Raw genomic sequence first — 21,245 nt, 5'->3', positions numbered from 1 at the left:
CTCACTGTCATGTCGTTTCCCTTCTGAGGTGAAAGAGGTGGAGAGAGTGAGGGTCAACTCCCCTTCAGCCGCACTTCGAACTCGCGGCGAATCTGGTCGCCTCCCTGGCTGCGCCAGGCCTGGCGGTACTTCTCGATGTCGCTCAGCGGCCGGGAGCCGACCACGATCTGATTGACGTAGGTGGCGAAGAGTTGATCGAGCTGGGCGCCGCGCGCGTCCTGGGTGTCCGACTGAAGTCCTTCGACCGGGCTGGCGACCGACTGGCGGACCATCTGGGAGTTGGTCTCCACACACTCCTTGGCGGTCGGGAAGATCCAGCTCTGCGGTGTCAGTCCGTAGCCGATGGCTCCCTTGTCCGCATCGAGGTTGGTGCCCTCGACCGCGACCGGCTCCCCATCGGCCCCACGGGTGAAGTAGTCGCGGTCGGCTCCCCAGCCCTGGTAGTACCACTCTTCGCTGCCCACGGGTCCGCGCCGCCAGTTGAACAGCCGGAGGATCTCGGCCAGTCGATCCTTGTCCTCGGCGGCCTTGGCCGAGATCGCGTTGATGCCGAAGACTCCTGCCGACTTCCGGAAGACCGCCTTGCTCGACCCGTCATGACCAGGAGGAATGAACGCGGCGAAGGCCCCGTCCAGCTTGGCGACCACCTTGCCGTACTGGGAGTTCGGGCGGTGGAAGTTCGCTGCCGAGTCCACCGCCATGCCGACCTGGCCCTGTACGACGAAGGCCCGGTAACGGTCGGTCTGGCTTCCCAGCGCCAGCGCGTCCGGATGCATTCCGCCGTTCTTCCACAGCTTGACCAGCCAGCCGATCGCCGCCTCGAACTGCGGAGTCTCGATGGCGTGGGTGAGCGTGCCGCCCTCGTACCTCCAGTTGTTGGGTACGCCGAACATGCCGTAGGCCAGTTCAAGGGCCATCCCTGGAAATGCCGTCAGCCCCCAGGTCTTCTTGGACCCCTCCGGGTTCCCCTTCGTCATCGCGACCAGGAGCTCGGCCGTCTCGTCGGCGTCGGCCGGCGGCTTGGCGAAGCCGAGCTTCTCCGCCCAGTCCTTGCGGTACCGGAACTCGAGCAGCTCGACGGGCACGTCGATCGGCACGCCCCACAACCCGCCGTTGATGGTGCAGGCCTGCCACTGCTCGGTACGGACGTTGGCCAGGTTGGGGAATTCCAGCACCTTGTCGCCGGACAGGGTTTCGCTCAGATCGGCGAACGCGCCCTGCTTGATGGCCTTCAGGCAGCCCGCGGAGAAGGTCAGCTGCACGACCTCGGGAAGATCGCCTCCGGCCAGCATGGTGGCGAACTTCGCGTCGTAGTTGCCGGCCGACACCTCCGTCACCTTGAAGTCGATGCCGAGACGTTCGTTGAGCCCCTGCCACCACCGATTGTCGGCGAGCGGGGTCGCCGGTGGACCCCAGGTCAGGTGGAAATGCCGGACGGCGCCGCCGCGGCCCGGTATCTCGGCAACGGTCCTGGTCAGCTTCTTCGGCATCGAGGGATAGGCCGTCGGGACGCCGGGCACGTCCGGAACGACGGCCCCGGGATACACCGGCGGTGCGACGTACGTCGGCGGCGGCGCCGCGGCCTTCTTCGTGCCGGACGAATTCGCGCCACCGGATCCGCAGCCGGTCAGGGCCGCCCCGACGGCGCCGAGCCCGAGGCCGAGTACGGCCCGCCGGCTCATCGTGGGGACGCCGCCTGCGGCGCGCGGAAACGTGAACTGTGCGGACATGCTGAACTCCCAACCCCTTGGTCAAGGGCGTGAACTGGTGAAAGGTGGCAGTGGCGCCGCGCGGGTCAGCCCTTGATGGCGCCGGTCAGCACACCCTTGGTGAAGTACTTCTGCAGGAACGGGTAGACGATCAGGATCGGGACCGTGGCCATCACCACAACGGCCATCTGCACCGACTGGCTGGAGGGCAGGTTGTACATCTCGGTGTTGTTCATCGAGCTCATCGACGCGCCCTGGAGGACGTACGAGTTCAGCACCAGCTGAATCGGCCACTTCGAGGAGTCGTTGAGGTAGAGCATCGCGTTGAAGAACGAGTTCCAGTACGACACCGCGTAGAACAGGCCGATCACCGCCAGCACCGCCTTGGACAGCGGCAGCACGATCTTGATGAAGATGCTCAACTCCCCGGCGCCGTCCATCCGCGCGGCCTCGAAGAGTTCCCGCGGCAACTGCATGAAGAAGTTCCGCATCACCACCACGTTGAAGGCCGACGCCAGCACGGGGATGATCAGCGACCAGTAGGAGTCGAGCAGTCCGAACGCCTTCACCACCAGGTAATTCGGAATGATTCCTGCACTGAAGATCATCGTGAGCAGGACCAGATAGAGGGCCGGCCGGACCCCCGGGACCTGCCGGGTCCTGGTGAGCGCGTAGGCGAGGGTTGCGGTGACGGCCAATGACAGCGCGGTACCGACCAGCGTGATCAGAATCGAGACGATCAACGACCGCTGCACGATTCCACCCTTGAAGATCGTGCTGTACGCCGAGAAGCTCCACTCGCTCGGGATCAGCCCGGCTGTCGTGGTGGCCTCCGGGCTGGCGAACGAGTTCAGGATCACGTACGCCAAGGGATAGATCATGATCAGCAGGATCAGAGCGATCAGGATCCCCTTGGTCGTCGTCACGACACGGTTCGGCGGTTCGACCCAGACCGGCCGACGGGATGACGTCATCAGAACAGTCCTTCACTGCCGGCGCGGCGCGCGATCCGATTCGCGGCGACGATCAACAGGGTGCCGATGGCGCCTTTGAGTAGGCCGGCGGCCGCGCCGCTACCCCAATCGCCGCCGAGCACACCGCGGAAATAGACGAATGTGTCCAGCACCTGCGCCGCTTCGGCTCCGACGGAGGGCTGTTGCAACAGGATCTGCTCGAAACCGACGGACAGAACGTTGCCCAGTCTGAGGATGAGCAGCAGCACCATCACGGGCAGGATCCCCGGAAGGGTGATGTGCCAGGTGCGTCGCAGGGATCCCGCCCCGTCCACCGCAGCCGACTCGTACAACTGGGTGGGAATCGACGCTATGGCGGCGAAGAAGATGATCGTTCCCCACCCCACGTCCTTCCAGATCACCTGTGAGGTCAGCAGAATCTTGAACGTCTCGGCGTTCGCCATCACGTTGACGCTGCCGAACCCCAACTGCTGGAACAGGTCGGCCAAGGCGCCCGCACCGCCCAGAACCTGTTGCCAGACGGCGATCACGATCACCCAGGACAAGAAGTGCGGCAGGTAGACGACGGTCTGCACCATGCGCTTCACCCGCTCGCTGAGCAGCGAGTTGAGCAGCAGGGCCAGCAGGATCGGAGCGGGAAACGCGAACGCGATCTGCAGAAACGAAATGACCAAAGTGTTGCGGACGGTACTGGCGAATTCCGGATCGCCGAACAGCTTGGCGAAGTTGTCCAGTCCGGACCACGTCGAGCCGCTCAGCCCCAGGAACGGCGAGTAGTCCATGAAGGCGATCGAGACGCCGGCCAAGGGAACGTAGTGAAACGCCAGGAAGTAGAGCATGCCCGGCAACAGCAGGAGATAGATCACCTTGTGCTGTCGCAGTGCATGCGCAAGTCGTCGCATCCGTCCGGAGGGCGGGGATGACTGCGAGCCCGGACGGCTCAAGGTCGTCGCGTCGGGATGAGTGACGACGACCTCACGGCCCGTCGTGTCCCTCCTCTGAACGGACGTCACGGCATCATCCTCTGTCTCGACCACCACGAACTTCAACGTTACAGTTGGCACGTTAACACCGGCGGGACGAGCCGTAAATAACAGTTTCGGCAAGACGGAGGCGTACGTGACAGGTCGGGCCGTGGTCGAAGTCGTTCGACAGAGCGGAGTGCAGGACGAGCGCGCGTTGCAGCAGGCACTGGACGAAGTGGCCGAGTCCGCCGGTGGGCGGGTGATCGTCGGTCCCGGGGAGTGGCAGCTCCGCGAGGCGCCGTTGCGGGTGCACGCCGGCACTCGTCTGACGCTCACGCCCGCGACGCGCGTCGTGCGGACAGGAGCGATCCAGACCATGTTGATCAACGGTCCCTACGGCGCCGGACGAACCGTCGGCGCTCATGACGGCCCCGGAAACATCATGGTCGAGGGCGGCATCTGGGATGTGAACGGCTTCGAGAATCCCCGGCCGTCCTTCGGCATGGTGTTCAACCATGCACGGGATGTTCAGGTTCGTGATCTCGAGATCCGGAACATGCCCGAGTGGCACGCCATCGAGACGAACTCGACCTACAACGTGACGATCTCCGGATGTCGCTTCGTCACCGGCATCGCTCGCGAACCGCACGCCTACCAGACCGAGGCGGTCAGCCTCGACCTGGCCGCACCGGGGTTGACGGCGTGGGGTGCCGAGGACAACACCCACAGCAGCCACGTCCGCGTGATCGACAACTTCTGCTCCGGCTATCCGACCTTCGTCGGCTGTCACACGGGGCATCCGAGCCTCCAGCACAGTTCGGTCGTGATCGCGAACAACACCGCCACCGACCTGTCGTGCTGGGCGGTCAACCTGACGAACACCAGCGCGGCTTCGATCACTGCGAACACCTTCTCCGGTACCGCCGCAGGAATCCGGATCAGGACCGGCGGTGACCGGCAGGTGACAGGCGTCGCGATCACCGGCAACGTGGTGGCCTGCACCAGCGGACCCGCGGTCCACCTGGACGCCGCCGTCGGCGGGGAGATCGCGGCGACCGTCGTCAGCGGCAATTCGCTCAGCTCTCCGACGCTGCCGATCATCGAGCGAAGTGGCACAATAGATGCCGTGCTGGGGCCCAACGCGGGATACTTGTACGCCAAGGATGGCGAGCCGATGGCGAGCCGGGGCGTCTGATGCCGAGGATGTCCAGCGGTCCGACCCTCAAAGGGCTGGCGGCGATCATCGGCATCAGTCCGACCGCGGTCAGCATGGCCCTGAACGGTCGCCCTGGGGTGAGTGACGAGCTTCGGGAGCGCGTGCGAGCGGTTGCCGAAGAGCAGGGCTACCGTCCGAACTTCGCCGCACGCGCGCTCCGGGTCGAGCGCTCCAACATGCTCGGACTGATCAGCCGCAACCTGAGCAACCCCGGCTACCTGCGCCTGATCGACGGCTTCAGCGGTGCTGCCGAGGAGCGCGGCTACCAGGTCCTGGTCGGCACCTCGGATCTTGACCGGTCGCGCGAGACCAGCATGATCAAGGCCATGGCGAACCGGCAGCTCGACGGGCTGGCGATCGCGCCGATCGACGGCGAGGCCGTGCTGGCGGCCTGGCGGGGCGAATCCGATCGTCCCGTGGTGCTGGTCAACTCGGCGCGCAGCGCGAGGTCATCGGCTGTGATGAGCATCCGCGGTAACGCGGCTCAAGCGGTCCGGTCGGCCGTTGACCATCTTCTCGAGCTCGGGCATCGCCGGATCGGCCTGCTCACCAATCCGGGGCTGTCGTCGGCATCGGAACGGGTGTCCTTGTTCCGCCGGCTGATGAAGGCCGCGGGGCTTCCGTCTCGGGTCATCTCCGGCAGCACTGCCGACGAAACGGTCGAGCGAGTGGTTCGCGCACTCTCCAGAGAGGATCGTCCGACCGCCATCATGACCGACAGCGACCTGCTGGCGCACCATGTCTACGATGCCGCGATCGAAGCCGGGCTCCGGATTCCCCGCGACCTCAGCGTCGTCGGTCATGACGATCTTCCGACATCGCACCTGCTCGGCCCGGCACTGACGACGATCGCGGTCGATCGCTTCGAGATCGGACGGCAGGCGGCGACGATGCTGATCGGCGCCCTGAACGGGGAAGAGATCGAGAGGCCTCATCGGGAGCTTCCCGTCGAGCTCAAGGTTCGAAAGTCAACGGCCCAGCCGGCCGGGTGATCTCACCGGCTCGATCCGGTGCCAGGAGAGAGCCGGCCATCAGCACGTCCGGCTTGCTCTCACCGGACAGACCATTCCCCACTGCACCAGCCAGTACCGACCGACGTCACGCCACGGACGCCGGCTGTTCGAGTCACGCGCCGGCACGACAGGAGAAGCATCCTCGATGCGCATCGCCCATATCACCGACATACACCTCCGAAGCCATATCCCTGGACACTCCACACTGCCGGTCCGGCGTAGTCGTACGGCTCCCGAGTTGCTGGCAGCCGCGCTCGACGACGCCCGCCGTCGTGGCGCCCATCTGATCGTGATCACCGGTGACGTGGTGGACGTTCCGGGATACCTGTTCGAACGCGAGCGTGATGCCGCCCGGGACCGGCTGGTCTGGCAACGGGTACGAGCGGACTATCGCCTCGTGCGACGGATGCTGGACGATTGCGACATCGAGTGGATCGCCGTTCCCGGCAATCACGACAGCTATCGCATCCACGCCGAGGAACTGGGATCCGGACCATTCGTCCGTGACGTCGGAGGGCTACGCTTCGTCAGCTTCTGGGATCGCGAGTCGACCGGCAACGTGCCTCGTCGCACGCTGACCGAACGGGAGCGGTTCGACTCGTCCTTGCTCGACCCGGACACACGTCCGCAGGTCCATCTGCAGCATTTCGTCATCACGCCACGGTTGGACGAGGGCTATCCGCACACCTACGCGGAAGGTGGGGAGCTCCAGCAGCGGACCAGCGACTCCGGCCGGGTCGTGCTGTCCCTGTCCGGGCACTACCATCCGGGGGCCGAGCCGACCACGATCGGGTCGGCCACCTTCAGTGTCACGCCGGCACTTGTCGAGCACCCCCACCCGTACCGGATCTTCGACATCGCGCTCGACGGCGATCGAGCCGGCACCGTCCGGCATGCACAGGTCGATCTCGCAGGTGACGCACCCGCCCGGAAGGCGGTGTTCCTCGATCGAGACGGCTGCATCAACACGCTTGCGACCTACAGGCACGGCCCAGAGGCGATGCACCTGCTTCCGGCTGCCGCACCCGCGCTCCGGCTCCTGCGTGACCACGGTTACGCCCTGATCGTCGTGACGAATCAGTCCTGCGTCGGCCTCGGTTACGCGGAGCCGGCAACCCTGGACGAAGTGCATGATCGAATGTCTGAGCTGCTGGCCGACGAAGGCGTCACCGTCGATGCGATCTACAGCAGTCCGGTAGCCGGGGAACGTGCCGTTTCCGATCGGTACAACGTGGGTGACGCACCGAAGCCCAGCCCGGCCATGATCAGACGTGCGGCTGCCGAGCTGAACCTCGACCTGCCCAAGAGCTATCTGATCGGCGACCGGTCATCGGACATCGCGGCCGCACAGGCCGCCGGCGTCCGGCCGATTCTGGTTCGCACCGGCGACGGGCGGGCCGCAGAGCAAGCCTGGGGCGGCACTCCTGCCTGCTCCGTCGTCGATGATCTTGTAGCCGCGGCAGTCGAGGTGGTCGGCGGCCGACGATCTTGACGTGGGAGCACGCAGAAGAACGGCATGTTCACGTTCGGAGACACGCCGCCGGGGCCGGGCACGGCCGTCAGCCCTCTGAGGCCGCTTGATCGCGCAGGACGCTGGAGCCGGCCGGCGAAGGCGGGCCGGCTCCAGGGGGCGGGCGTCACATGGGGATCAGACGCGGGTCCACTTCTGGTTGTTCGCGCCGTTACATGACCAGATGTGCACTGTGGTGCCGTTGGCGGTGCCGGCGCCGCTGACGTCCAGGCACTTGTTCGCCCCGACCGCGGTGATGCTGCCGTCGGCGTTGACGCGCCACTTCTGGTTGTCCTGGCCGTTGCAGTCCCAGATGATCACCGCGGTGCCGTCCGCCGTCCCGGCCCCGTTCACGTCCAGGCACTTTCCGCCATAAACCCGCAGCTCACCCGCGCTGGTCGAAGTCCACTGCTGGTTCGCCTGCCCGTTGCAGTCCCAGATCTGCGCCTGCGCGCCGTTGGCCTGCGAGGCGCCGTTGACGTCCAGGCACCGGCCCGACCCCGCACCCCGCAGCGCGCTCGTGCTGCCGGGGGACGGGCCGTCACCGTGCCCGACGCCCCTGCCGTTGAAGGTGATGGAGTCCACGTCGAACGAGTTCGCCGACGGCGCCTTGAACACGACGTGGACGTCGCGGGTCCCACCGGGGTCGGTGACCTGCACCGCGGGCAGCGACACGTAGGTGTTCCATCCCCCGGTCGCCGGTACGGGGCTGGAGGCGAGGAGGGGCCCGGTCGGCGAGTCGGCGTGCAGCTCGATGGACGCCCCGGTGTTGGACGGTGCCGAGACGCGGAAGGACACCGTGTCGATCCCGGACAGGTTGACCGGGCTGAAGGAGATCCAGTCATTGTTGGAGATGTCGCCGATGCGCCTACCGCCTTCGGCTCCGGACTCGTCGATGACGCGGATTCCGGACGAGCCGGTGAAGTGCTCGGCCTGCTTGTGTTTCGGCTGCAGGGTGAGGCCGGTGGAGCCCTTCAGGCCGCCGCTGTCGGTGTAGTCGGCGGACAGGACGTAGTAGACGTTGGAGGCCTCGTCATGGCCGGAGGCGGTGGTCGTGACCGTCCCGGAGCAACCGGTGTACTGGCCGGTGTCGTGGGCGTGCTGGTCATGGCCCAGTGCTGTGGTCACGTTGACCTTGCTGCAGTCGGCGGCGCCGTCCTCGGGGTCGGTGGCGTTCACCGCGTAGTCCACCTCGTCGCCGAAGTCGATGAAGCCGCCGTCGGGTGGTGCCGAGAAGGTCACCTCGGGGCGGGTGTTGCCGACGACGATCGGCAACGTGACGCTGCCGGTCTTCCCGCCGGAGTCCCGTACGGTCAGCCTGGCCGTGTAGGTCCCGTTGGCGGTGTAGGTGTGGGAGGGGTTGGCGCCGGCAGAGGTCCCGCCGTCGCCGAACTCCCACGCGTAGGTGATCGCGTCGCCGTCGGGGTCGGACGAACCGGCCGAGGAGAACGCCACCGTCAGCGGCGCCGTGCCCGAGTCGGGGTTGGCGCTCGCCTTGGCCAGGGGCGCGCGGTTCCCGGCCACGTAGTCGATCCGGTAGACGCTGTCGTCGGTGTTCGCGTGGCCGAAGCCGTTGCCCCAGTCGGCCATGTACAGGGCGCCGTCCGGACCGAACTTCATGTCGATCGGCGCATGCGGGGCCAGCTGTGCCGCCAGGGGGTTGATCTTCAGAAGGTTGCCCGAGGAGTCCAGCGGGAGTTCCTTGACGAAGTTGCGGCTCCATTCGTAGAGGAACGGCGTGCCGTCGAAATACTCGGGGAACTTGCGGTCGGAGTCGCTGGCGTCGTCGTAGCGGTAGAAGGGGCCGCCCATCGGGGCGGCGCCGCCGCAGCAGTCGATCTCGGGGAACTCGGCCGAGGCGTGGTAGTCGTACCACACGGTCGCGGGCTTGGCCGCGGGCAGATCGGTCAGACCGGTGTTGTTGGGCGAGTCGTTGACCGGCGCCGAGCAGTTGAACTTCGCGCCGGAGGTGTTGGTGGCGAAGTTGTAGTCGTTGAACGGGATGTTGTCACCGACGCAGTACGGCCAGCCGTAGAAGCCAGGCTCCTTGATCAGGTTCCACTCGACGGTGCCCTCGGGACCGCGGTTGGGGTTCGCCGCGCCGGCGTCTGGGCCATAGTCACCCAGCGAGATCCACCCCGTCACCTGGTCGACCGAGAAGCGGAACGGGTTGCGGAAGCCCATCGCGTAGATCTCCGGCCGCGTCCTGGCGGTGCCGGGCGCGAACAGGTTGCCGGACGGAATCGTGTACGTGCCATCGGATTCGGGGTGGATACGCAGGATCTTGCCGCGCAGGTCATCGGTGTTGGCCGAGGATCGCTGGGCGTCGTAATGTTCCCGGCCCTGCCGCTCGTCGATCGGGGTGTAGCCGCTGGACCCGTTCGGATTGGTGTCGTCACCCGGGCCGATGTACAGGTTCCCGCCCGGACCGAACGCGAGGTAGCCGCCGGTGTGGCCGGGCTCGTCGACGTGGCGGTACGCCGGAACCTCGATCAACTTCTTCTCACTCGACAGGTCGAGGCTGGTGCCGTCGAAGGTGAACCTCGACACCCGGTTGACCTCGTCGCCGCCGGACGGCGAGTAGTTGACGTAGATCCAGCCGTTGGTGGTGAAGTCCGGATCCAGCGCCAGCCCGATGCCGCCGTCCTCGCCGCCGTCGTACACCGAGAGGGTGGCGATGACGCGCGTGCCCCCGCCGTCGGTGGGGATCAGGTTGACCTTGCCCGAGCGCGAGATGTAGAAGACCCTGCCGTCGGCGGCCACGTCGAGTTCCATCGGCTGGTCCGGCGCGCCGTCGAGGGTCACCTTCTGGTACCGGTCCGCGACGGTGCCGCCGCAGTCGCCCGGCGCCGCGCCCGCCGCCCACTTCACCCCGCCCAGCAGGTGCTGCTGGAAGAGCGACTCAGCATAGGAGGACGTCTGGTGGCCCATCGCGGTGGCCCACACCCGGCCGCCCTCCGGGTTGTGGCACCAGGAGATCGGGTGGTCGGCGCCCATCGCGTTCGGCCCCGCGTCATAGGTGGTCTCGTCCGCGGTCACCAGGACGTGCACCGAGCCCCGCATGTTCTTGTCGAAGTTGTACCACTCCTCCGGGCGCACCCACCGGTCCGGCAGCCCCTCCGTGGAGGGGTGGGCCTTGTCGGCCACCTTGGCGGTGCCCTGCAGGATCGCCGAATGAGCGGTCATGTGGGCGCCGGCCAGGACGACCTGGTCCCACCAGGGAAACTGCGACTCGATGTTCATGTCGGTGGCGTTGTGGATCGCGACGACGCCGTGGCCACTGCGCACGTAGGCCTGGAAGGCCTGACGCTGGGCGTCGTTGTCCCACACCATGCCGCTGGTCTGGAGCATGATCACCGCGTCGTAGGTGTTCAGCGTCGCGGTCGTGAAGACGGCGGAGTCCTCGCTGTGATCGAGCTGGAAGTCGTGGTCGATCGCCAGCTGCTCGAACATCGCGACGCCCGCGGGGATGGAGTCATGCCGGTAGGCGCCGCTCGCCGTCTCGGTGAACAGCAGCACCCTGAACTGAGGTTCGGCCGCGTGCGCCACGTGCGGGGACAACGACATCACGAGCCCCGATAAGGCTGCGACCAGGGCGGTGAACAGGCGTGATCTTCGCATGAAGGATCTCCTGAGGGGGTGTCGGCAGCGGTCCGAGCCGGAGGGCTACGAGGGAGGACATGCGTCGTCTCGGCTCGCAAACGTACCCTTAAGCATGCTTATTTAGGGCTTTGATTCTCATCTTTTCGCATCTACTCCGCAGGCGCTTGGGCGGCGATCGGGAAACCGACAGGTGGAAGGCAGTGACGGCGATCCCGAAGCCGTCTCGATGCCCCCGTCTCGGCGGGATAAGTATGAAACTTTCAGCTCGCTGTCAGAGGGCGCGTAGGTAGGCGAGGCCGTCCACGGCCAGCGCGTCCTGGCTCTCCGCGAGGGGCCGCCAGATGGAGGCCGCGGTGGCGATGCTCAGGTTGTGCGCGGTGAACGACTCGATGACGAGCGGCCCCTGATAGCCGGTGTCGCGCAGGGCCCGGACGAAGCCCGGCCAGTCGAAACGGTCGGCCCCCGGCGTGCCGCGGTCGGTGCCGCACACCTGCACGTGCGCGATGCGGTCCGCCGCGTCCCGCACCGCCTGGGCGGGATCCTTCTCCTCGATGTTCATGTGGTAGACGTCGAGTGCCAGGTGGCAGTCCTCGGGCAACGCCTCGAGCGCCTGCTCGACGGTGTTGAGAAGGCTGGTCTCGTACCGGTTGAGCGGCTCGACCGCGAGTTTCACCCCGCGCTCGGCCGCATGGTCCAGAACGGGCCGCAGATGCTCGCGCAACTCGGCGTAGACCCTCCCGCGTTCGTCCGGCGAGAGCCGCCACGTACGGCCGACCGAGGCGTACGCCGGCCCTCCGATCACCGGGGAGCCGACGGCCACCGCCACGTCGACGCAGTGCCGCAGATAGTCCTGGGTGTCGCGGACGGTCTCCGGGGAGGCGGCCACGAGCTCCCGACCCGGCGGCATGACCAGCACCACGGACGCGGCCAGCCCGTGTTCGGCCAGCACCGCCGCGGCCCTGTCCGGGTTCCAGTCGCCGGGTCGCTCGACCGGCAGCTCGATGACGTCGAAACCCCACCGGGCGATGCGGGGCGCGAGCCGCGCCAGGTCGTCGTCGGTCAGCGGGGAGACCCAGACCCAGGTGTTCACTCCGATGGAGAACATGGCGTACCTCTTCGTCGTCGGTTCGCGAAAGGAGCCGATCAGCTCTTCTTCCCGCCCCAGACCTCGGGGAAGCCGGGCAGGTCCTCACAACCGCACAGCGCGTAGTGCAGCGGCGGCATGTCGGGCTTGAGGTAGGCCGACAGGTTCTCGCTGGTGACCTTCGGCTGCGGCAGGTTCCACATCTCGGGCACCTCCTCGCCCTTGAGGATCTTCAGAGCGGCGATGATCGGGGTCCGCCACTGGTAGGTCGGGTACGTGGGCGCGACGGCGGTGAGGTCGGCGTCCTTCCACTTCTGCAGGAAGTCCTGCTGGTCCTCCCCGTTGATCGGCGGCACCGGCAGGCCGGCGTCCTCGAACGCCTCGATCGCGGCCACCGCCGTGGCACCGGCGTCCATCCAGACGCCGTCGATCTTGCCGTGCCGCTGGATGTAGTCGCTGACGATGCTCTTGGTCCTGGCGGCGTCACCGTCGGTGAACTCCACCCCCACCACCTGGAGGCGGCTCTTGTCGAAGACCACCTTCGCCGCCGACCAGCGGGTCTCCAGGACGTCGACACCGGGCAGGATGCGCAGCGCCAGCACCTTCCCGCCCGCCGGCACCTTCTCGGCCAGGAACTCGGCGGCGTCGGCACCGAAGGCGTAGCCGCCGATGGGCTTGATGAACGTCACCGGGCAGTCGGTCTCCACACCCCGGTCGAACACGATGACCGGCACCTTCGCGCAGGCGGCCGTCACGGCGGGGGTGAGCGTCGCCGTGGTGTTCGGCGAGACGATCAGGGCGTCGCAGCCCTTGGCCTGCAGCTCGGCGATGTCCGAGATCTGCTTGTCGTCCTTGCCCTCGGCATCCAGCGCGGTGAACTCCTCGATCTCCTCGTGCAGGCCCGCCTCCGCCTGCATCGTCTTCCACCCGACCTGGCGCCAGGGGTTGTTGACCGCCGCGTTGGAGAAGCACAGGTGGTACGGCCCGTCCTTCTTGTACTGTGCCGTGTCGATCATCTTCGGGTCGATGGCCTGCTCCCAGGGCTTGGCCGCGGGGCCCTGAGGCGTCTGGGAACGCATGGCCAGCTGGGCGTCGAAGTCCGCCTGCACGAAGAACTTCGACTGCGCTCCTGTGCCCGAGTTCCCGGCGCTCGTGGCGGGCGGCGCGGGTCGGGTGGTGTCCGTCGGCTTGTCGGTGGTGCAGCCGGCGAGGACGAGCACGGCTGACAGGGCGATTGCGGCCTCAAGGCGCGGCATGAGCGTCTCCTCTTCGGGGGGTGGACTTCCAGGGAAGTCGGATGGCTCCCGCCGCGACCGCGGCGATGATGATGACGCCCTGGACGGTGGACTCCAGCGCCCCCGAGATTCCGTACAGGTTGAGCAGGGTGAACAGCGCCTCCAGCGTGACGGCCCCGGCCATGGCGGCCGGCACGGAGCCGCGGCCGCCGCCGAGCACCACGCCGCCGAGAACGACCGCCGTGATGGCGGAGAACTCCAGTCCCTGGCCCGCCTGCGCCGAGACCCCGGCGAAGCCGCCGAGCAGGATCGCCGCGACGGCCGCGGACAGGCCGGAGAGCATGAAGGCGAGGATCCTGACCCGGTCGACCCGGACCCCGGACAGTGCCGCGGCACGCTCGTTGTCACCGGTGGCCATGAGGGTCCGGCCGAAGTCGGCGCGCATGAGCCAGATCGCCGCCCCGCCCACGGCCAGCAGGATCAGCACCGACCACGGCAGCGGCCCGAGGGCGCCGCGGCCGAACATCCGGAAGCCCTCCGACAGCGCGCCGCGTGGCGCGCCACCGGTCCAGAGGAAGACCGCGCCGCTGAGGACGAGCAGCATGCCGAGCGTCACGATGAACGACGGCACCCGCAGCTTGGTGGTGCCCACGCCGTTGACCAGCCCGACGAGCAGCCCGACGACGACCAGCAGGGCGAGGACCGGCCAGGTGGCGGACTCGTCGCCGTCGATGAGCCGCGCGGCGATCACCACCTCGGCCGTCACCAGCGAGCCGACCGACAGGTCGAACTCGCCGGAGACGATGACGAAGTACTGTCCCGCGGCGAGGATCACCAGCGGCGCGGCCCGCTTGAGGAACGCCAGGAACCCGGCGGGTTCCAGGAAGTGGGGATTGGCGACCGCGATCGCGGCCAGCAGCACCACGAGGACCGCGAGGATGGGTAGTGCGCGCTTCATGCCGACCGCCTCGCTCGGCGCCGGGCGTAGACGGCCACCGCGATGACGATGACCACGCCGCGGACCACGTCCTTGACGAAGGAGTTGACCTCGAGCTGGTTGAAGAGGGTGTCCAGGACGGCCAGCAGCAGGACCCCGCCCACGGTTCCGGCGACCCCGCCCTTGCCTCCGGCCAGCGCGGTCCCGCCGAGCACGACCGCGGCGATGGACTCCAGGTCATAGCCGCCATCGGTGCCCACCGTGGGCGCCCCCGCCCCGAGTCTGGCGGCCAGCAGCAGACCCGCGATGCCGGCGCAGACCGAGCACAGCACGTGGGTGATCACGATGACGCGGGCCGTACGGATCCCGGACAGCCGGGCGACCTCCTCGTCGCCGCCCACCGCGTAGATCCGGTATCCCAGCCGGGTCCTGCTCAGCAGGAACCAGGCCGCGACGGCCACGCCTGCCCAGAGCATGGCGGAGACGGGTACCGGCCCGACGCGGGAGTACCCGAGAAGCTGGAACGACTCGGGCACCCTGCCCGCCGGGCCGTCGTACAGGTGGTCGACGATGCCCTTGATGATCAGAGCGACGCCGAGTGTGGCGATGAAGGCGTGGACCTGGAGCCTGGTGATGACCAGCCCGTTGACCAGCCCCACGAGCGAGCTGATGACCAGCACCGCGGCGACCGCCGGCCCGATGTTGCCGTCCTGGCCCGCCATGATCTCCGCCGCGACCAGCGAGGACAGGCTGATCAGGTACGCCACGGACAGGTCGAGCGACCCGGCCAGGATCGCCAGCGTCTGCCCGATCGCCACGATGCCGAGTGCGGCGGACCGCTGCTGGATCCCGACGACGCTTTCCATGGTGAGGAACTGGCCGCCGTCGAGCGCGACGAGGGCCCAGCCGACCGCGACCAGGCCGAGCAGCGCGAGGAACACGACCTGCGAGGGTTCGCGCAGGTGAGCCGCCAGACCGCCGTGCGCCTGGCCGCGGCGGGCGCGCGTGAGCAGGTGCATTCATGCCACCTCTCCCGCGGCCAGACGCATGATGGCCTCCTCGGAGGCCCCGGCCGGCAGCGCGCCCGCGACACGGCCGTCGCGCAGGACGACCACCCGATCGCTCATGCCGATGAGCTCGGGCAGTTCGGAAGAGATCATCATGATGGCCATGCCGTCGTTCGCCAGTTCGCGCATCAGGTCGTGGATGGCGGCCTTGGCCCCGACGTCGACTCCCCGGGTCGGCTCGTCGAACAGCAGCACCCGGGGCGCCATCGTCATCCATTTGACGAGCACGACCTTCTGCTGGTTGCCGCCGGACAGGTAGCGGACCTCCTGGTCCTGGTGCGCGGGCGAGAGGCGTACCCGTTCGAGCAGGTCGCGGACGCCGTCGCGGTTGCGTGGGCCCACCGCGCGGGCGACGAGCAGGACGTTGTCGCGCACGGACTGGCGCAGCGCGAGCCCTTCGGCCTTGCGGTCCTCGGTCACGAGCCCGATGCCCATGGCCACGGCTTCCCGGACCGAACGCGGGCGCTTCGGGATCATCTCGCCCGTGGTGAACGGCTCCGCCCCGAAGATCGCTTTGGCGAGCTCCGATCTGCCGGATCCCTGCAGGCCCGCGATGCCGACGATCTCCCCGGCACGCAGTTCCAGGTCTATGTCGTGGAGCTTGTGGTTGCCGGCCGCGCGCAGGCTGAGCCGTACCTCGCCGGCACCTTCCGAGCGGGGCGGGAAGTAGGTGCCGAGGTCACGGCCCACCATCAGGCGGATCAACGCGTCGGGGGTCACCTCGCCGATCGGGAGCGTGGTGACGCGCGAGCCGTCCTTGAGCACGGTGACCCGGTCGGCGAGATCGAACACCTCGCGTAATCGGTGGGAGATGTACACGACGGCGACGCCGCGTTCCCTCAACCGCCCGATCAGCCGGTAGAGCAACTCGACCTCGTGCTCGGCGAGCGCCGCGCTGGGCTCGTCCATGACGACGAGCCGCGCGTTCACCGACAACGCCTTGACGATCTCGACGATCTGCTGCTGGGCGACCGACAGGCGCTTGACGGCGTCGCGGGGGCCGAAGGGATCCTCGCCCAGCTCGCCGAGGAGCCGCGCGGTCGCCTCCTCCATGGCGGCGCGGTCGACCAGGCCGCGTCTGACGGGCTCGCGCCCGAGGAACACGTTCTCAGCGACGGTGCGCTCGGGCAGCAGGTTGAACTCCTGGTAGATGATCGCGATGCCGGAGCGCTGCGCCTCGAGCGGATGGCCGAAGGAGACGGGCCGGCCGTCGATCTCGATCGTGCCCTCGTCCGGCGTGTGAACCCCGCAGATGATTTTCATCAGGGTGGATTTGCCCGCGCCGTTCTCGCCGACGACGGCGTGAACCTCGCCGGCCGTCACATCGAGGTCCACCCCGGACAGCACCCGCACGCCGAGGAAGCTCTTGTCGATGCCGCGCATGCTCAGCATCCGGTCAGCCTCCCCGCCCCCGGTGACCCCCGGGCGTGCACGGCAGGCAGCGAGGAGTAGGCGCCGTCCCTGCTCGGGGGCCATCGGCAGGTTTCAGGCCCATATCCGTCATGTTGCGGGATGCTAAGCGGGCTTATGTCGATGGTCAAGCAAAAGTCGGCCGCCAGCGCGACATAATTATGGAGCCGCGACGGGTGGCGTCCCCATGAAGAGCGGGTGTCGAGTACGCCCGACGCGGCGGACCGGCGGCGATGGCCGTAGGCGGCAGATGATAAGACAGCAATAAGCCTACTTATGCTTGACCATCGACAAAAATAGCTTTTACCATCGCGGAGACTTACCTACTGGATGCCTTCGCATGCGGGGTAGTCCCGGCACGATGGAGCTTTCATGGACAAGCTCGGTGTGTGGCTTATCGGGGCACGAGGATCCGTGGCGACCACTGCCATCGTGGGCGCCGCGGCCATCAAGGCGGGAGCGGCGTCCCCCCGTGGATGCGTGAGCGAGTCCGCCGGCTTCCCCGGGCGGCTGGTTCCGCTGACCGACCTGATCTTCGGCGGCCATGACGTCGCCGGGACCTCCTTACGCAAGCGCGCCGAACAGCTGGGCAGAGCAGAGGTCATATCGCCGGACTTACCGGGATTGCTCGCGCCCGATCTGGACGCCGCCGACGCCGAGATCCGGCCGGGCTACGTCCCCGGTGACGGCGGCCGGGCCGCGACCCGGCTGATCGACGACATCGCCGGCTTCCGCGCCCGGCACGGGCTGGCCCGGGTGGTCGTCGTCAACGTGTCGTCGACCGAACCCCCGGCGGATCCGCGCCCCGAGTTCGGAAGGCTGGCCGATCTCGAGGAGCGGCTCGCCGTAGGGGACGACGTCCTGCCACCGAGTTCGCTGTACGCCTATGCGGCGTTCCACGCGGGGTGCGGCTATGTGGAGTTCACCCCCTCCACCGGGCCGACCCTGCCCGCCCTGGCGGAACTCGCCGCCCAGCGGCGCGTGCCGTACGCGGGACGCGATGGAAAGACCGGCGAGACCCTGGTCAAGAGCGCCCTGGCGCCCATGTTCGCCGACCGGGCGCTGCGCGTCCGCTCCTGGTCCGGGCTCAACCTGCTCGGCGGCGGCGACGGGGCGACACTCGCCGATCCTGCCGCCAGGTCCAGCAAGCGGCTCTCCAAGGACCAGGTCGTCGCGCAGGTCCTGGGAGGACCCGTGGAGGGTGAGACGCACATCGACTACGTCCCGGACCTCGGAGAGTGGAAGACCGCCTGGGACCACGTGAGCTTCGAGGGCTTTCTCGGCGTCCGGATGACGCTGCAGTTCACCTGGCAGGGCTGCGATTCGGCGCTGGCCGCTCCGCTCGTCCTGGACCTGGCCCGGCTGGTCGCCCGCGCGCACGAGAAGGGGCGGCACGGCGTCCAGCCCGAGCTCGGGTACTTCTTCAAGAGTCCGCTGGGGACGGGCGAGCACGCCCTGGCGGCCCAGTACGCCCGGCTGCGCGCCTTCGCCGAGGAGCTGTCATGAGGGCGCTGCTCGAACTGGTCCGCGCGCCCGCCGCGCTGTCGGTGCCGGGGGACACCATGGCGGGAGCCGCCGCCGCGGGGCGGCGCCCGGCACCCGGCCTGGCCCTGGCGTCGGTGCTCGTGTACTGGTCGGGAATGGCGCTCAACGACTGGGCGGACCGTGAGGCGGACGCCGTCGAGCGTCCCGAGCGCCCGATCCCGTCGGGCCGGGTCCGCCCGGGCGTCGCGCTCGGGCTCGCGGCCGCCCTGACCGGCGCGGGCCTGTCCACCGCCGCCCTCGCCGGCGGCCGTCGCGGTCTCGCCGTCGCCGGCCTGCTGGCCGGCGCGGTGTGGGCCTACGACCTGCGCCTCAAACGGACGGTGGCGGGACCGGCGGCGATGGCGGCCTGCCGCGTGCTCGACGTGCTTCTGGGCGCGGGCGAGCAGGCGAGGTCCGCGGTGCCGGCAGCGCTGGCGATAGGCGCGCACACCTACGGGATCAGCGTCCTCGGCCGCGCCGAGGTGACGGGGGCGACCCGCGGGACCGCCGAGCGCGCGCTCGTGGCCAGCACCGTGGCGGCCGGGCTCGCGGCCGCCTCGTGCGTGCGGGGCGGAGCCACCGCCCGGACCGGAGCGGGCGTCCTCATCGCCGGCTATCTCGCCTCCACCCTTCCGGTCCAGGCCGGGTTACGGACCCTTCCCGACCCCGAGAACGTGCGGCAGGCCGTCCGCCTGAGCATTCTCGGCCTGATCCCGCTCCAGGCGGCGGCGGTCGCCGGTGGCGGACGGTTCGCGATGGCGGGCGCGCTGCTGTGTTCGCTCCCCGTGGGAAGGTGGCTCTCATCCCGGCTGGCGACATCGTGAGGTGGGCCTACTGCACCAACGGCTTCTCCGGCCACCGGCTTCCCGAGGCGCTCGCGGTCCTGGCCGACCTGGGGTACACCGGTGCGGCCATCACGCTCGACCACGGTCATCTCGACCCCCACTCCCCCGGGCTGGCCGCGGAGGTGTCCAGGATTGCCGGGATCCTCGATCGCCTCGGCCTCGCTGCCGTCGTCGAGACGGGCGGGCGCTACACCCTCGATCCCCTGCGCAAACACCATCCGACCCTCATCAGCGACGGCGCCGGGCGCAGAGCGGAGTTTCTCATCACGGCGATGCGCGTCGCCGCCGACCTGGGCGCTCCCGTGGTGCACCTGTGGAGCGGCGTCCGGCCCGACGGCGTGCCGGAGGAGGAGGCGTACACGCGGCTGGCCCGCCAGTGCGCACGACTGCTCGACGAGGCCGATCAGGTGGGCGTCACGCTGGGATTCGAACCCGAACCCGGGATGCTCGTCGCCGACCTGGACGGCTTCGAGCGGCTGCGCGCGATGCTCGGCGCCCCTACCCGGTTCGGTCTCACCCTCGACATCGGGCACTGTCACTGCATCGAGCGGGAGGACCTGGACACCTGTGTCCGGCGGGCGCTGCCGTACGCCGTGCACGTGCAGATCGAGGACATGCGCCGGGGGGTCCACGAGCACCTGGAATTCGGCGAGGGTGAGATCGACTTCGCGCCGGTGCTCGCCGCTCTGCACGGCTACCCGGGTTTGGTGGCCGTGGAGCTGGCCCGGCACAGCCATGCGGCCCCGCAGGTCGCCCGCCGATCGATCGACTTCTTGAGGAGGGCACATGAAGGAGCCGGCACAGGAGTGGCTGGCCCAGGCCGCCCGGCAGGTCAAAGCTGACCCGCAGGCGATCCACCGGCTCTTTCCGCAGGCCGAACGGCGGGGCGGCCCGGGCGCCCGGCACGCGCTGCTCGGCGCGCTGCGCGGCCGCCACGCGGTGATCCGGAGCCTGTACGAGGCCGGCGACAGCGGTGAGCGGCTGGCGATTCTGACCGTCCTGCACGAGCTCGACCTGGAAGGCACGGCGGTCGCGCTGGTGGAGGACGCGCTTCGCAGCAATGACGCGCGGCTGGTCGCCGCGGCCCTCGGCCCGTACGGCTCGGCGTGGCTGGGCGACCACTCCTTCCGGCAAGGGGTGCTCAAGTGCGTCTTCATGTCGATCCCCCTGGTGGCGGTGGCCGAGCTGGACCGCCGTTTCGACGCCGAGCTGGCCCGGATGTTGTCGGAGTACGCGGCGGAGTTGCGGGCGGCCGGCCGGCCCGTCCCGCGCGACGTCCTGGAGAGGATCTGAATGCGCATCTTCGACCCCCACGTCCACATGACCTCCCGGACCACCGACGACTACCAGCGCATGCACGCCGCGGGGGTCCGGGCCGTCGTCGAACCCGCCTTCTGGCTGGGGCAGCCCCGTACCCATGTGGGCAGCTTCCTCGACTACTTCGACGCGCTGCTCGGCTGGGAGCCCTATCGCGCCGCGCAGTACGGCATCCGCCACCACTGCGCGCTCGCGCTCAACCCGAAGGAGGCGAACGATCCGCGATGCGCGGCGGTGCTGGCCGAGTTGCCGCGATACCTGCTGAAGGACTCCGTCGTCGCGGTCGGCGAGGTCGGCTACGACTCGATGACGGCAGAGGAGGAACGGGCGTTCGAGGCGCAGCTCGCCCTGGCACAGGAGAATGATCTTCCGGTACTCGTGCACACCCCGCATCGGGACAAGGCCGGGGGCACCCGCCGGACGCTCGACGTGGTGCGGGCGGCCGGGACGCCCCCCGCGCGGGTGCTCATCGACCACCTCAACGAGGTGACCGTCGGCATGGTCGCGGACTCGGGCTGCTGGATGGGGTTCTCCATCTACCCGGACACCAAGATGGACCCGGACCGGATGGTGACCCTGCTCAAGGAGTACGGCACGGACAGGATGCTGGTGAACTCGGCCGCCGACTGGGGGCGCAGCGATCCGCTGAAGACGCGCGAGGTGGCCGACGTCATGCTCGCGGCCGGCTTCGGCGAGGACGACGTGGATCGGGTGCTGTGGCGCAATCCGGTCGCCTTCTACGGGCAGAGTGGCCGGCTTGACCTCGAGAGCGGCCCCGTAGCAGGCCCCGTAGCCGGCCCTGACTACGCCGGCAACACGATCAAGCGGGGCTGACC

17 protein-coding genes are annotated in these 21,245 nt (G+C 68.6%); 8 read left to right on the top strand and 9 right to left on the bottom strand.

Translation table 11 applies throughout. The annotated features are described in order from the left end of the window. Positions 1 to 53 precede the first annotated feature (53 nt). The 3 genes from ABGB14_RS38110 to ABGB14_RS38100 form a co-directional block, all read right to left on the bottom strand. The gene (locus ABGB14_RS38110; protein ID WP_347648714.1) at positions 54 to 1,730 is read right to left on the bottom strand and encodes an extracellular solute-binding protein; all 1,677 of its coding nucleotides are present in this window, start codon (positions 1,728 to 1,730) and stop codon (positions 54 to 56) included. Positions 1,731 to 1,795: 65 nt separating this feature from the next. Continuing rightward, a complete protein-coding gene (locus ABGB14_RS38105; protein ID WP_347648713.1) occupies positions 1,796 to 2,683 on the bottom strand; it encodes a carbohydrate ABC transporter permease in 888 nt (295 codons plus the stop codon). Continuing rightward, on the bottom strand, positions 2,683 to 3,723 hold the full coding sequence (locus ABGB14_RS38100; protein ID WP_347648712.1) for an ABC transporter permease subunit: 1,041 nt from the start codon (positions 3,721 to 3,723) through the stop codon (positions 2,683 to 2,685). The genes ABGB14_RS38105 and ABGB14_RS38100 overlap by 1 nt, the downstream gene beginning before the upstream one ends. A gap of 79 nt (positions 3,724 to 3,802) precedes the next feature. Between ABGB14_RS38100 and ABGB14_RS38095 the strand changes: the two genes are divergently transcribed. The 3 genes from ABGB14_RS38095 to ABGB14_RS38085 all read left to right on the top strand — a co-directional run bounded on the left by ABGB14_RS38095 (position 3,803) and on the right by ABGB14_RS38085 (position 7,369). Further along, complete coding sequence (locus ABGB14_RS38095; protein ID WP_347648711.1) at positions 3,803 to 4,843, top strand: hypothetical protein; 1,041 nt, start codon at positions 3,803 to 3,805, stop codon at positions 4,841 to 4,843. An 8-nt stretch (positions 4,844 to 4,851) separates the two neighbouring features. After that, complete coding sequence (locus ABGB14_RS38090) at positions 4,852 to 5,856, top strand: LacI family DNA-binding transcriptional regulator (protein WP_347648710.1); 1,005 nt, start codon at positions 4,852 to 4,854, stop codon at positions 5,854 to 5,856. A 166-nt stretch (positions 5,857 to 6,022) separates the two neighbouring features. After that, positions 6,023 to 7,369, top strand: a complete 1,347-nt coding sequence (locus tag ABGB14_RS38085) for an HAD-IIIA family hydrolase (protein ID WP_347648709.1) — start codon at positions 6,023 to 6,025, stop codon at positions 7,367 to 7,369. Positions 7,370 to 7,525: 156 nt separating this feature from the next. On the opposite strand, the gene ABGB14_RS38080 is transcribed toward ABGB14_RS38085, so the two are convergent. The 6 genes from ABGB14_RS38080 to ABGB14_RS38055 all read right to left on the bottom strand — a co-directional run bounded on the left by ABGB14_RS38080 (position 7,526) and on the right by ABGB14_RS38055 (position 16,705). Beyond that, complete coding sequence (locus tag ABGB14_RS38080) at positions 7,526 to 11,008, bottom strand: lectin (protein WP_347648708.1); 3,483 nt, start codon at positions 11,006 to 11,008, stop codon at positions 7,526 to 7,528. 253 nt (positions 11,009 to 11,261) lie between these two features. Next, positions 11,262 to 12,095, bottom strand: a complete 834-nt coding sequence (locus ABGB14_RS38075; RefSeq protein WP_347648707.1) for a sugar phosphate isomerase/epimerase family protein — start codon at positions 12,093 to 12,095, stop codon at positions 11,262 to 11,264. A gap of 38 nt (positions 12,096 to 12,133) precedes the next feature. Continuing rightward, complete coding sequence (locus tag ABGB14_RS38070; protein WP_347648706.1) at positions 12,134 to 13,330, bottom strand: ABC transporter substrate-binding protein; 1,197 nt, start codon at positions 13,328 to 13,330, stop codon at positions 12,134 to 12,136. Continuing rightward, positions 13,317 to 14,267 carry an ABC transporter permease gene (locus tag ABGB14_RS38065; RefSeq protein WP_347648705.1) on the bottom strand — a complete coding sequence of 317 codons (951 nt, stop codon included), beginning with the start codon at positions 14,265 to 14,267 and terminating at the stop codon, positions 13,317 to 13,319. Before ABGB14_RS38065 ends, ABGB14_RS38070 begins: the two co-directional genes overlap by 14 nt. Then, positions 14,264 to 15,265: an ABC transporter permease gene (locus tag ABGB14_RS38060; protein ID WP_347648704.1), complete on the bottom strand. Its 1,002-nt coding sequence runs from the start codon at positions 15,263 to 15,265 to the stop codon at positions 14,264 to 14,266. Before ABGB14_RS38060 ends, ABGB14_RS38065 begins: the two co-directional genes overlap by 4 nt. Further along, a complete protein-coding gene (locus tag ABGB14_RS38055; protein WP_347648703.1) occupies positions 15,266 to 16,705 on the bottom strand; it encodes a sugar ABC transporter ATP-binding protein in 1,440 nt (479 codons plus the stop codon). Between the two features lie 390 nt (positions 16,706 to 17,095). Here ABGB14_RS38055 and ABGB14_RS38050 point away from each other — a divergent pair, with 390 nt between their 5' ends. Genes ABGB14_RS38050 through ABGB14_RS38030 form a run of 5 tightly spaced genes read left to right on the top strand, consistent with a single transcriptional unit; the run spans position 17,096 to position 21,243 of the window. Continuing rightward, complete coding sequence (locus ABGB14_RS38050; RefSeq protein ID WP_347648702.1) at positions 17,096 to 18,229, top strand: inositol-3-phosphate synthase; 1,134 nt, start codon at positions 17,096 to 17,098, stop codon at positions 18,227 to 18,229. Beyond that, entirely contained in the window at positions 18,226 to 19,071 is an 846-nt protein-coding gene (locus ABGB14_RS38045) for an SCO3242 family prenyltransferase (protein ID WP_347648701.1), read from the top strand. Before ABGB14_RS38050 ends, ABGB14_RS38045 begins: the two co-directional genes overlap by 4 nt. Beyond that, positions 19,068 to 19,934 (top strand): sugar phosphate isomerase/epimerase family protein, encoded by an 867-nt coding sequence (locus tag ABGB14_RS38040; protein ID WP_347648700.1) that lies wholly within the window; start codon positions 19,068 to 19,070, stop codon positions 19,932 to 19,934. The genes ABGB14_RS38045 and ABGB14_RS38040 overlap by 4 nt, the downstream gene beginning before the upstream one ends. After that, positions 19,879 to 20,385 (top strand): EboA domain-containing protein, encoded by a 507-nt coding sequence (locus tag ABGB14_RS38035; protein WP_347648699.1) that lies wholly within the window; start codon positions 19,879 to 19,881, stop codon positions 20,383 to 20,385. Before ABGB14_RS38040 ends, ABGB14_RS38035 begins: the two co-directional genes overlap by 56 nt. Continuing rightward, positions 20,386 to 21,243, top strand: a complete 858-nt coding sequence (locus ABGB14_RS38030; protein WP_347648698.1) for a TatD family hydrolase — start codon at positions 20,386 to 20,388, stop codon at positions 21,241 to 21,243. Positions 21,244 to 21,245 lie beyond the last annotated feature (2 nt).

This window comes from Nonomuraea sp. B10E15, assembly GCF_039871615.1.
Classification (GTDB): Bacteria; Actinomycetota; Actinomycetes; order Streptosporangiales; family Streptosporangiaceae; genus Nonomuraea.
The sequence above is the reverse complement of the archived record's forward strand: the minus strand, read 5'-3'. Positions and strand labels throughout refer to the sequence as shown.